The following is a 12,444-nucleotide window of genomic DNA, read 5'->3' on the forward strand; positions in this document are numbered from 1 at the left end:
TTCCCGTTTTTTGCTTTAACGTTTTTGAACGGTGTTCCCTACAAAGAATTTCTTAATAAACGTCAAGCCTAAATTGAAGAGAAAAATAATGAGTGCGATGCGGAAGAACGCGATGAAATATTGCCACAGCGTTGTGGAATCCGTAAATAACAGTGACATATCACTCACGAGTTCAAACGTAAAATAACCTGCAATCCCAATAAAAAATATACCTGCAAAGAAATCTTTAATACTCATCGTGTGACCTCCATTCGATAAGTGAATGATACCACATCAATTATTTGTAAAATAGCTTAAATCGACCCAACTTGCTTTGTTGCTTGTACGAGCGCTTCAATTGTTGCCCAATCATCTTCAAGAAGTGCCGTTACGATTTTACTGCCAACAATCACTCCGTCGGCAATGTCGCCAAAGCTTTTCACATGCTCTGGTGTTGAAATTCCAAAGCCTGCTAATACCGGAATGGTGCTTACTTGTTTTAAACTTGCAAAGTGCTCGGCAAGCTGTGAGGCAAAGCTTGCACGTTCCCCAGTAATACCGTTTACCGTCACCGCATAAATAAAGCCTTCACTTGCTTCAGCTAATTTTTTTACACGCTCTGGAGGGCTCGTTAATGACACGAGCTGCACAAGTGCGATATCTTGCTGTTTTAGAGCAGGGTGAATGACGTCACGTTCCTCATATGGCATATCCGGTACGATTAAGCCTTTAACCCCAGCAAGGCGCGCATCACGTGCAAACGCATCAATGCCATACGCTAAAATCGGATTTAAGTAGGTCATCACGACAAGCGGTATCGTAATTTCATCGGCGAAGCTTGTTAACTGCGCGATGACTTTTTTTAACGTAACGCCACTTTTTAATGCACGTTCACCAGCTTGTTCAATAACTGGGCCATCTGCAACCGGATCTGTAAACGGAATGCCGACTTCAATTGCGGAAACGCCTAATTGCTGTAATTTTAAAATCGTTGGCTTTAATGTTGCCAGTCCACCGTCACCCGCCATAATGTACGGGACGAATGCTTTGTTGCCAGCTTGCAAGACGTTTTCTAATTGTTGTTGTAATGTCATACGTGGTCACCTCCGAGCTTGTCCATTAATGTGTGTACGTCCTTATCCCCGCGGCCTGATAAGCACACGACAATGATTTCATCTTGCGGACGTGTTTTTGCAAATTCCGCTGCATAGTAAATGGCATGTGCACTTTCTAATGCCGGTAAAATGCCTTCCGTTTCACATAGTAATTTCACACCTTCTAGTGCTTGGCTGTCAGTAACAGAAGGGTACTGCGCACGGCCTGATTCATGTAAATGACAGTGCTCTGGGCCAACACCTGGGTAATCAAGCCCCGCTGAAATCGAATGTGCTTCCTGTACGAAGCCGTTGTCATCTTGTAATAAATACATAAGCGCCCCGTGAAGTACACCCGTTTTTCCGACATGAATAGCTGCGGCATGCTTGTCGGTATCAACACCTGCACCCGCTGCTTCAATGCCGTAAAGTGCGACGTCTGTATCTGCTACGAACGGATAGAACATGCCGATTGCGTTACTACCACCGCCGATGCAGGCGATGATTGTATCCGGCAGGCGACCTTCTTGTTGTAAAATTTGAGCACGTGTCTCATCACCAATGACACGCTGGAAATCACGCACAATCGTTGGGAATGGGTGAGGGCCAAGTGCCGAGCCTAAAATATAATGCGTATCGTCCACATGTGTTACCCAGTGGCGTAGTGCTTCGTTTACGGCATCTTTTAACGTAGCAGAGCCTTTTTCCACGGCAACTACCTTTGTACCAAGGAGCTCCATACGAAATACGTTGAGCTGCTGACGGCGTACATCTTCTGCGCCCATATAGACAATGCATTCCATATCAAGTAATGCACAAGCCGTTGCTGTAGCAACCCCGTGCTGTCCTGCACCTGTTTCGGCAACGATTTTCTTTTTCCCCATGCGCTTCGCAAGTAGGGCCTGACCGATTGCGTTATTAATTTTATGTGCACCGGTATGGTTTAAGTCTTCACGCTTTAAGTAAATTTTCGCACCGCCCATTTTCGCGCTTAAACGTTCTGCGTAATAAAGTGGTGTTTCCCGGCCAACGTATTGCTTTAAGTAATAATTCAGCTCTTCTTGAAAGCTGGGATCATTTTTTGCTTCTTCATATGCTGCTTCTAATTCGGCTAATGGGGTCATTAATGTTTCCGGGACAAATTGTCCACCGAACTGTCCGAAGCGTCCTTTTAATACTGTCATAAAATCAGTTCTCCTTTCGCGCGTTCCACGAAACTTTTAATTTTGTCCGAACTTTTACGTCCATCTACCTCAACACCGCTCGAAACATCGACGGCAAACGGCTCTACTAACATAATCGCAATGCCAACGTTTTCTTCGGTTAAGCCACCAGCTAAAATGACTTTATCTAATAAAATACTGACGTCATCTAATAGAGTCCAATCGAAAGAGTGGCCACTACCACCGCGGAAATCACTTCCAGGTGCATCAAATAAATAGTAATCGACGTCATAAGTCGCCGCACGCTCTACATCTGCTTGTGTGCGAATCGAAAAGGCTTTAATCGCAGGAAGACCAATTGCTTTAATTTCCTCAGCAGATTCATCACCGTGGTATTGAATATAATCTAATCCTACTTGTGAGGCGATTTGTTTAATCGTTTCGGCATCTTCGTTGACAAACACGCCAACTTTTTTCACGTTTGCTGGGATATGTGCTACGAGTTCAACGGCCTGTTCTACCGTAATCCGGCGCTTACTCGGTGCAAACATGAGTCCAATAAAGTCCGCTCCTGCCGCGACTGCTGACTCAACATGCTCGACTTCTTTTAATCCGCAAATTTTTACTTTTGTCATCATTGTTCGCCAACCTTTGCTGAAAGTTCGATTTTTAGTGCTTTTAATGCCGCTTGTACATCGCCACTACGCATGAGTGATTCGCCAACTAATACACCTTTTGCACCTGCTTCGGCAACATAACGCGCATCGTCTTCATTCCAAATCCCGCTTTCGCTAATAAACGCGATTGTTGACGAGGGAACGTGTGTCGCAATGTCACGTGTCGTTTCAAGTGACACCTCAAATGTTTTTAAATTTCGATTGTTTACGCCAATAATCTTTGCATCAATCGCTACGGCACGCTGTAATTCTTCCACGTCATGTACCTCAACAAGTACTTCTAAGCCAAGGTTTGTGGCATACGTATGAAGCGCTTGTAACGCTTCATCGGTTAACGCCGCTACAATAAGTAACACAACAGAGGCCCCAGCCGCTTTCGCATAATCCAGCTGGACTTCATGAATGATGAAGTCCTTACACAAAACAGGGATATTGACCGCTTGTGCAACAGCATTTAAATCATCGAAGCTTCCCTTGAAAAAGGCTTGTTCTGTCAACACCGAAATGCAGGCAGCTCCGGCTAACTCGTATTGCGTCGCTTGCTCAACAGGATCGATATGTGTCGCAATATCCCCTTGAGAAGGGGAGGCACGTTTCATTTCAGAAATGACTTGTAACGTGTTCGTACTGCGTAATGTTTCGTATAGGGAAGGGCGCACTTTTGTAATACTTGGAAAGCTTGGTGCATTGGCAAGTAGCCCTGGAAGTTCTGATTTTTTTTGTTCGATAATTTTATTTAAAATGGTCATGTTAACGATTCCTCCTCAGCGACTTGTTGACTATAAGCCACCACATTTTCTAGCTTTTCAAGTGCACGACCTGAAAGAATGCTGTCTTTTGCAAGCTCGATGCCTTCTTTCATCGTGTCGGCTAGGCCGTATGCAAAAAAGCCAATGCCTGCATTTAACACAACCGTATCGAAATACACGCTTTGTTTCCCTTTTAATAGATCGCGCATAATTATCGCGTTTTCTTGAGGGGTCCCGCCACGAATCGCGGAGAGGGGCTGCTGTGTTAAGCCAACATCCTCAGCGCGTAATTTAAACGGAATAATGTCGCCACGGTCGAGTAACACGAATGTATTTTCACCGGCTAGTGACGCTTCGTCCATTCCTTGAGAACCCGATACGACAATCGCGCGCTCGCGACCTAGCATATGGAGCACCTCAGCGTAATCCGTTGTGAAATTTGGTCGGTTAATGCCGACGAATTGTGTTTTAAGTGGCACCGGATTTGTCAGCGGTCCGACTAAATTGAAAATCGTTGGCACACCGAGTGCTTGTCGAACTTCGCCGATGCGCTTGAGTTTTGGGTGCATATTCGGCGCATGTAAAAAGGCAATGCCGTGTGTTTGTAAAAGCTCGGTCGTTTGCGCAGTGTTCGGTAACAGCGTAATGCCAAGTGCTTCTAACACATCTGAGCTCCCTGAAGCACTCGAAATTTTACGATTGCCGTGTTTTGCCACTAAAATCCCGCCACCTGCTAGTACGAAAGCCGACGTTGTACTAATATTGAAGCTTTGTAAACCGTCACCACCTGTACCGCAGTTGTCGATGTAAATCCCTTCTGGTGCATCGACTGCGACTGCGTGCGACTTCATGACATGCGCTAAGCCGGCCACTTCATGGGCCGTGACACCTTTATCGTTCATCGCTATTAAAAAGGAAGCAATGTGTTCTTTTGGTGTTTGTTCGTTAAATATGATTTCTGCGGCTTGCTGCATTTCGTCGAAAATTAAATGCTCACGGCGCGCAAGTTGCTCGATATATGGAAGTAAAGACATTGAATTCATCCTTTCATCAGCGCCTCAAAGGGCACGCCTGCTTGATTTGTACGAATATGTGCACGGTTACCTGTAATCGTGATTATATTTTCGGGTGTTGTGAAATCGACCTGGCCATTAAAGCCGATATAGCCGATTAATCCTTGTGCTGGCTTCAGCGCTTTTACGACATCAATCGCATGGAGCGTTGGATTTAAATTACCGTGTTGAATGGTATTTACAGTTTGGCTAGTACCTTGGCAAAAACGTTCAATTGAAGGAGCCTGGTCAGTTGCTGATAGGGTACCATCTCGAACTTGTAAATAGTTGTTTTCCGATGTACCAACAACGGTGCAATCATCAAAATCGATGTAGTACATATATGGTGCTGCGTGTTCGATGCGCAGTTTACGATACAGTGCAAACGCATCACCTGAGAATGTTGCCCCGTACACACCGTCTTGCTGAAGCTCGGGTGTGTGGAGCGCATACGTTGTTTCTTGTGGTGTCTGATTCGCAAACAATTCTTCGATAAATGCATCGATATTAGGCGTGACTTCTTCTGCTTCAATATTTGTATGGAACACTGCGATTTCATCGGTTAAATGATCAAAAATGATGAGCGTGTCATACACATGGAACTCAAGCTCGGGTAAATCGTTTGTCAGCGCATTGATGTAGCCAATGCCACCACCTGTAAACGGATATTCTGTATGGGAAGTAATGCGCGGCATCACTTGTTTTAATAAGGAAATGAGCTCGCCTTCATAGGTATAGTGTTTGTTTGTTAAATGCGACGTATCGATTAGTTGTTCTTGTTCGCCACGATACGTTTTTCGAGGACTAGTGCCAATAAACGAATAGCGTCCGTGCCCTTCATATTTCATTGAGCTTTCTAATAAAAATTTTCGCTCACCGTGTAAGCGTTGGAAAATTGAAATTGGTGTTAATAAATCTCCGTTGACCTTTTTCATGGACGTACGAAAACGCTGTTTAATGGACATCTCGTTACACTCCTCTAAAATTAAATGAAATAAAAAAAACGCCCTCAGCAAAGGAATACCTTTGCTGAGGACGATAATAGACCGCGTTGCCACCTCGATTGAAGTAATAAATACTTCCACTTAAACCTGATAACGGCAGGGAACCGTCCGCCAACTAATGCTAGCAGCTTTCGTAAGGCCCATTCACATGTATCGCTTCGCGCATTTCCACCAGCCATGCGCTCTCTAAAGAAACGAAAATCATGTTACTTTTCTTACTCGACAATTTACTTTGCTCAACTCAAGACGGTGGTTATGCTATCACAACCTGCTACCGTGAAAAATAGAATAAACTTATTCTAACACCGAAATTAAAAAAGTCAAACAATTCTAAAAAGTTTTGGTAGGAAAATAAAAACCAGCTAGCAAAATGGCTAACTGGTGAAACGATCTATAGTAATTTTTTAAAATCAAGACGTTTATTTAATGTGTACATAATCGGTGCGCCGACAGCTAATACGACGAATTCGCCCGCAGCAACGGTTAGCCATGTCCAGAAGAACGGCAACTCTAATGCTAAATTTAACTCAAAGGCGATGATGAACATCGTAAAAGTAAACAGCAGTGTATTAATGACAAGACGCGCGATAATGTTTTTCACAAATTTGCAGATTAAAAGAAACAGACCGATTGTGACAATAGAGTGAGTTACCCCAAACACTAAGTCATACCAGCCAAGCGGCGAGAATAGATTCGCAATGAATACCCCTAAAATAATACCACCTGCAAAGCGTGGATTAAATGCCACTAAATGATTAAACATTTCAGAAACACGGAATTGGACCTCCGTAAATCCGAACGGTGCAACGAGCATTGTGACAGCAATATATAATGCTGCAATAATACCAGTCGTTGCCATAAATTTGACTTTCATATTCAATTCCTCCTAGTTTTTTTACGTGGGATGGTTGCGAACCACGATAAAGAAAGTGCAATCATAGCAAGATTGTAGGAGAAAGTAAAGATGTGTAAGTGCGTTCTTGAATAGTCGAAACATTCAATAATAATTAAGGGGGAATAACATTTTACCTATCATCAATAACGAGGGTATAGTAAAATAAGGAAGTTAATGTAATTATTTGTATTTAATTTAAAATCTATTAAGTATTGGAGAGGAATCACATGAGTATTATTGAAGCGTTAGCAACATCCGTTCCGTACATCCATATGGCAATGAAAGGTGAAGCCATTGTAGCTGTTGTCGATAAAGAAACAGAAATTGTGATGAAATATTTAGCAGGCAAGCGTGTCGATTCAGGTTATAAGGATGGTCAAAAGATAAATCCGAATGATTCGAACGTATATATTGCATTTAGCGGTAGAAATGCAGATGTCGTCATTCCAAAAGATGTATACGGCGTGCCGATTAATGCTTTTTCATTTCCAATTCGAGAAGGCAATCGTGTCGTTGGTGCATTAGCGTTCGGTTTACCAATCGATAACGAAGTGGAATTAGAGCATTATATGGAAGATATGGAGCGCATCATTAATAATCTACAAGATAATGTACATACACTGGCATCGCATTCTGAGCAGCTTGCCGCAACAAGTGAAGAGATCGACAAGCAAACACAAGTAGCACTGGATGATGCAGAAAAATCAAATGGTGTAACATCATTAATAAAAAGTATTTCACGTCAAACAAACTTACTTGGCTTGAATGCCTCAATCGAAGCAGCACGCGCGGGTCAGCATGGCGCTGGCTTTAATATCGTTGCACAAGAGGTTCGTAAATTATCATTTGAAACATCAACAGCAACAGAAAATATCGAAAAATCACTCCATAATATCAACACCAACCTAACGCAATTAAAGCAAAACATGGGGCAAGTTAATTCAGCAACAGGCGAACAAGCGAAGCTCATTCAAGACTTCAGCGAAATTATTGAAGAGTTAAGTGGCTTAAGTAAAGAAATGAAAACATTTATGCATAAGGCATTGCAATAAGAGAACGAACGACGAATGAATGCAAAAAACATTCATTCGTTTTTTGTGTTAAGGAAATTATAGATTATCGCATTGTGGATAACTTTGTATAAAGTTTTCTCTACGTCCAGGCTAAAACGCCAGCCCCTCGGACATTTCAAACCCTCCTGCAAAAGTGGTGAAGCATTTACTTTTGCGTCGGGCCCTCCAATGTCTGAGGCTCACACGACGTGAGTCATGTCGGTCATGCCACATGGATGTGGCGTTTTGAACGATCGGGGCTTGACGGGCGTTTTAGCGCTTTTGTTCATGAAATCGACAAAGTAGACTGCTAAATTGCAAAAATTGAATTCAGAACATTCTAAATGTTATTGACTATCTGAAAGTGAAGGAGTAAGATATTTTTAAACATACTTCAACGAGTTGAAGTGTAACGCTTTAACTCGACAGAGAAAATAGGGGGATAAAACATGAAACGTAATTTACTGAAGCTATCATTCGTATTATTCGGGCTTCTGTTCGTATTAGCTGCATGTGGTACGGAAGAGAAAGACTCTTCAACAAACGACACAGCAAATAGTGGCGCTGGAGAAACAGCACAAACAGAAGATAAAACTTTTAAAATCGGGACAACACAAATCGTCGAACACCCATCTTTAGATGCAGCAAAGGACGGCTTTAAACAAGCAATTAAAGACGCGGGAATCGACGCAGAGTATGTCGATAAATCAGCAAATAATGATAACAGTAACAACATGACAATCGCACAACAATTAGTAAGCGAAAACGTCGATTTAATTTTCGCGAATTCAACACCATCTGCACAGGCTGCAAAAAGTGCAACAGCGGATATTCCAATTATCTTTACATCTGTAACAGATGCAGTCGGTGCCGAGCTGATTGACACCATGGCAGCACCAGGTGCGAACGTAACAGGTACAATCGATTTACACCCAGACACAATGCCAAAATCAGTGGCATTCTTAAAAGAGTTAGGCGCAAAGAATGTCGGGATGATTTACAACGCGGGTGAACAAAACTCAGTAACACAAATCGCAGCAGTTAAAGAAATCGCAGCAAAAGAAGGCGTAACAATCCTTGATACAGCAGTATCAGCTTCTTCAGAAGTACGTCAAGCGGCTGAATCATTAATCGGTAAAGTCGATGCTTTCTATGTTGTAACAGATAACACAGTTGTTTCAGCATTAGAATCAGTAGTTGATGTAGCCAATACCAACACATTACCATTAATCGTTGGGGAATTAGATTCTGTAGCGCGCGGTGGTTTAGCAGCTTATGGTTTCGACTACTACGATATTGGTTACGAAGCAGGTCAAATGGCCGCACAAATTTTATTAGAAGGTAAATCACCTGCTGAAATGCCAGCAGCTTACCCAGCTAACTTAAAATTAGTGATCAATAAAGCAGTGGCAGACAGCTTAGGTTTAGAAGTGAAACCAGAGTGGGGCGCTGAAATACAATAATGTAGGATTCGCGCTTGGGTCACCTCTTTGTGTGAACCAAGCGCGAATGTTTATTTAAAGAGAAAAGTTAGGAGATGATTCAACATGTTTGCAGCTTTATTTGGTTCAGTGGAGCAAGGAATCATCTATGCAATTATGGCACTTGGCGTGTACTTAACATTCCGCGTGCTAGATTTTCCGGATTTAACGGTTGATGGAAGCTTTGTAACGGGTGCAGGGACAGCCGCGATGATGATCGTGCTTGGCTACAATCCGATACTCGCAACCTTCGTCGCAACAATTGCTGGATTTATTGCTGGATGTATGACAGGGATTTTACACACAAAAGGCAATATCAACCCATTGTTATCGGGAATTTTAATGATGATTGCGCTGTATTCCATTAACTTGCGCATCATGGGCTTAAGCTCGGATTCGGGTGTCACACGTCCAAACATTCCACTATTAAATTCAGATACGATTTTTACATCGTTTAATAATTTTTGGTCAGGCTTAGGCATAGACGGCGTGTTATCAAATTTGCTGAAATCATTGGGCGTTCAAGCGATTCCATCAACATGGGGCGTTTTAATCTTAATGATCTTAGTAACGGTCATCATTAAATTAGTCGTTGATTGGTTCTTAAAAACAGAAGTGGGCTTAGCGATCCGTGCAACAGGGGATAACAAGCGCATGATTCGGAGCTTCTCGGCTAATACCGATTCATTAATCATTTTAGGCTTAGGGATTTCAAATGCGATGGTTGCGTTATCAGGTGCGTTAATCGCACAGTATACAAAATTCGCAGATGTTGGCTTAGGGATCGGGATGATTGTCGTTGGGTTAGCTTCGGTCATTATTGGTGAAGCGATTTTTGGTACAAAATCAATTGTCCGTGTCACATTTGCGGTCATCGCGGGGGCCATTATTTATCGTATGATTTATGCACTAGCACTACGCGTGGACTGGTTAGATTCTGGGGACATGAAGCTGATTACAGCTGTAATTGTAATTTTAGCGTTAGTCATCCCGCAAATTGTGAGTAAATATAAAGAGAAAAAACGTAGAGCGCGTCGTTTAGAAGAACGTATGGCCGCGCAACATGCAAAACTTGAAATCGAGCAGGGAGGGAAGAACCTTGCTTAAATTAGATGGCATTAACAAAGTATTTAACGAAGGTACACCAGATGAAAAAATCGCATTAGATAATATTAATCTGCATTTAGCAGCGGGTGATTTCGTTACGATTATCGGGAGTAATGGTGCGGGGAAATCAACGATGATGAACATGGTTTCAGGTGCATTAACACCAGATTTCGGTTCGGTCATCATTGATAGCAATGACTTAACACGCTTACCAGAACATAAGCGCGCGGTGCATATTGGCCGTGTGTTCCAAGATCCAATGGCTGGTACCGCACCGACGATGACAATTGAAGAAAATTTAGCAATCGCCTATTCACGGAATGCCAAGCGTAGTTTACGTTTTGGCGTCGATAAAAAGCGTCGTGAATTTTTCAAAACGTCACTGGAAAAACTGCATTTAAATTTAGAAAACCGTTTATCCGCGAAAGTTGGTTTACTATCAGGTGGGGAACGACAGGCACTGAGCTTACTAATGGCAACGTTTACGAAGCCGTCGATTCTACTACTGGATGAGCATACTGCTGCACTGGATCCGTCACGTGCCGAGCTAATTACGAATTTAACAAAAGAACTTGTTGAAGAAAGTAAGTTAACAACACTGATGGTCACACATAATATGCAGCAAGCCCTGGATCTAGGGAACCGTTTGATTATGATGGATAAAGGGCAGATCATTTTAGAGGTAGAAGCAGACCGCAAGCCACATTTAACGATTCCTGATCTAATGCTGGAATTCGAACATATCCGCGGTGAAAAAATGAACTCAGATCGTGCATTATTAGGATAACCGAAAACGCTAACCCGTCGTCTTGAACGACAGGTTAGCTTTTTTTGTATGCGCATTTACACAAAAAACCGCTACTGTAAAAAGTAGCGGTTAGCGATTAAACAAGCAGCGCAAACAACGTGCTGTCTTTATTCACTTCTTTATATTCAAACCCATTCGCAAGCATGCGTTCCATTAAGCCGGCGCGGTCATTAGGGTGACCAATTTCAATACCGACAAGTGCAGGACCGCTTTCTTTGTTATTTTTCTTCGTATACTCAAACGTTGTAATATCATCATTTGGTCCAAGTACTTCTGTTAGGAACTGACGCAGTGCACCAGAACGCTGCGGGAAGCTGACGATAAAGTAATGTAGTAAGCCTTCATAAATAAGTGAGCGTTCCTTAATTTCTTGCATGCGTCCGATATCGTTATTACCACCAGAAATAATGACAACGACTGATTTTCCACGGATTTGTTCGGCATAAAAATCAAGTGCCGCCACCGATAATGCCCCAGCAGGTTCTGCGATAATCGCATGTTTATTATATAAATCTAAAATCGTTGTACATACTTTGCCTTCAGGAACAGCTACGATGTCGTCTAAATACGTGCGGCATACTTGGTACGTATCATTGCCTACGCATTTAACAGCTGCGCCATCGACGAATTTATCAATCCAATCGAGGGCAACCGGGCCTTCATGATCGAAAGCAGACTTCATACTCGACGCACCAGCTGGTTCTACGCCAATGACCTTACTCGTTGGAGATAAATTCTTCACATAAGCCGAAACACCTGACATCAAGCCACCGCCGCCAATGCTCCCAAAAATATAGTCAATGGGCTCTTCGATATCATTCATAATTTCCACCGCAACCGTCCCTTGACCTGCCATCACGTCGTAATCATCGAATGGATGAATGAAAATGCGATTCTCTTCTTCGCAGTAAGCAATCGCACTTTTCGCCGAATCATCGAAAGTATCACCAGCTAGCACGATTTCAACAAAATTGCGCCCAAACATACGCACCTGATCAATCTTTTGTTTTGGTGTCGTTTTTGGCATGAAAATCGTCGCCTGGATTTCTAATTTCGCACAGGCATACGCCACACCTTGCGCATGGTTGCCGGCACTTGCGCACACAACGCCTGAAGCGCGGGCATCGTCTTCGATTTTTTTAATTTTATAATAGGCACCGCGCAATTTAAATGAACGCACATGCTGCAAATCCTCGCGTTTGAAATAAATTTTTGCACCGTACTTTTCTGATAAGTAATCATTTAATTGTAGTGGCGTATGTACGACCACATCCTTTAAAAAATGGTGTGCGATTAATACGTTTTCCACCGCAATGGTCTTTGGTTGAGCAACTTCCATCTCCATGTAACCTCCGTCGTCTGTCTAAAAGATTAAACTATTTT

General features: G+C 42.7%; 13 protein-coding genes, 1 riboswitch and 1 other annotated feature. Of the genes, 4 read left to right on the plus strand and 9 right to left on the minus strand.

Annotated elements, in window-relative coordinates:
- Positions 1-15: 15 nt before the first annotated feature.
- The 8 genes from NSQ62_RS02015 to NSQ62_RS02050 all read right to left on the minus strand — a co-directional run bounded on the left by NSQ62_RS02015 (position 16) and on the right by NSQ62_RS02050 (position 6,592).
- Positions 16-237: a sulfate permease gene (locus NSQ62_RS02015; protein WP_341322261.1), complete on the minus strand. Its 222-nt coding sequence runs from the start codon at positions 235-237 to the stop codon at positions 16-18.
- Between the two features lie 56 nt (positions 238-293).
- Positions 294-1,073: a tryptophan synthase subunit alpha gene (gene trpA / locus NSQ62_RS02020; RefSeq protein ID WP_341322262.1), complete on the minus strand. Its 780-nt coding sequence runs from the start codon at positions 1,071-1,073 to the stop codon at positions 294-296.
- Positions 1,070-2,257 (minus strand): tryptophan synthase subunit beta, encoded by a 1,188-nt coding sequence (gene trpB, locus NSQ62_RS02025; protein WP_341322263.1) that lies wholly within the window; start codon positions 2,255-2,257, stop codon positions 1,070-1,072. Before trpB ends, trpA begins: the two co-directional genes overlap by 4 nt.
- Positions 2,254-2,871 carry a phosphoribosylanthranilate isomerase gene (locus NSQ62_RS02030; RefSeq protein ID WP_341323867.1) on the minus strand — a complete coding sequence of 206 codons (618 nt, stop codon included), beginning with the start codon at positions 2,869-2,871 and terminating at the stop codon, positions 2,254-2,256. Before NSQ62_RS02030 ends, trpB begins: the two co-directional genes overlap by 4 nt.
- Positions 2,871-3,662 (minus strand): indole-3-glycerol phosphate synthase TrpC, encoded by a 792-nt coding sequence (gene trpC / locus NSQ62_RS02035; RefSeq protein ID WP_341322264.1) that lies wholly within the window; start codon positions 3,660-3,662, stop codon positions 2,871-2,873. Before trpC ends, NSQ62_RS02030 begins: the two co-directional genes overlap by 1 nt.
- The gene (gene trpD / locus NSQ62_RS02040) at positions 3,659-4,696 is read right to left on the minus strand and encodes an anthranilate phosphoribosyltransferase (protein ID WP_341322265.1); all 1,038 of its coding nucleotides are present in this window, start codon (positions 4,694-4,696) and stop codon (positions 3,659-3,661) included. The genes trpC and trpD overlap by 4 nt, the downstream gene beginning before the upstream one ends.
- A 5-nt stretch (positions 4,697-4,701) precedes the next feature.
- Positions 4,702-5,679, minus strand: a complete 978-nt coding sequence (locus tag NSQ62_RS02045) for a metal ABC transporter ATP-binding protein (protein ID WP_341322266.1) — start codon at positions 5,677-5,679, stop codon at positions 4,702-4,704.
- Between the two features lie 63 nt (positions 5,680-5,742).
- Positions 5,743-5,950, minus strand: a binding site (T-box leader).
- 159 nt (positions 5,951-6,109) lie between these two features.
- Complete coding sequence (locus tag NSQ62_RS02050) at positions 6,110-6,592, minus strand: QueT transporter family protein (protein WP_341322267.1); 483 nt, start codon at positions 6,590-6,592, stop codon at positions 6,110-6,112.
- Between the two features lie 6 nt (positions 6,593-6,598).
- A riboswitch (PreQ1 riboswitch) is annotated at positions 6,599-6,643 on the minus strand.
- Between the two features lie 197 nt (positions 6,644-6,840).
- On the opposite strand from NSQ62_RS02050, the gene NSQ62_RS02055 reads away from it, so the two are divergent.
- The 4 genes from NSQ62_RS02055 (at position 6,841) to NSQ62_RS02070 (ending at position 11,040) form a co-directional block, all read left to right on the plus strand.
- Positions 6,841-7,665 carry a methyl-accepting chemotaxis protein gene (locus NSQ62_RS02055; protein ID WP_341322268.1) on the plus strand — a complete coding sequence of 275 codons (825 nt, stop codon included), beginning with the start codon at positions 6,841-6,843 and terminating at the stop codon, positions 7,663-7,665.
- A gap of 449 nt (positions 7,666-8,114) precedes the next feature.
- Positions 8,115-9,128: an ABC transporter substrate-binding protein gene (locus NSQ62_RS02060; RefSeq protein ID WP_341322269.1), complete on the plus strand. Its 1,014-nt coding sequence runs from the start codon at positions 8,115-8,117 to the stop codon at positions 9,126-9,128.
- Positions 9,129-9,212: 84 nt separating this feature from the next.
- Positions 9,213-10,253 carry an ABC transporter permease gene (locus NSQ62_RS02065; protein ID WP_341322270.1) on the plus strand — a complete coding sequence of 347 codons (1,041 nt, stop codon included), beginning with the start codon at positions 9,213-9,215 and terminating at the stop codon, positions 10,251-10,253.
- Positions 10,246-11,040 carry an ABC transporter ATP-binding protein gene (locus tag NSQ62_RS02070; protein ID WP_341322271.1) on the plus strand — a complete coding sequence of 265 codons (795 nt, stop codon included), beginning with the start codon at positions 10,246-10,248 and terminating at the stop codon, positions 11,038-11,040. Before NSQ62_RS02065 ends, NSQ62_RS02070 begins: the two co-directional genes overlap by 8 nt.
- 97 nt (positions 11,041-11,137) lie before the next feature.
- Here NSQ62_RS02070 and ilvA read toward each other — a convergent pair whose 3' ends face one another.
- On the minus strand, positions 11,138-12,400 hold the full coding sequence (gene ilvA, locus NSQ62_RS02075) for a threonine ammonia-lyase IlvA (RefSeq protein ID WP_341323868.1): 1,263 nt from the start codon (positions 12,398-12,400) through the stop codon (positions 11,138-11,140).
- Positions 12,401-12,444: the final 44 nt, after the last annotated feature.

The organism is Solibacillus sp. FSL H8-0523 (genome assembly GCF_038051985.1).
In the GTDB taxonomy this organism is placed as follows: Bacteria; Bacillota; Bacilli; order Bacillales_A; family Planococcaceae; genus Solibacillus.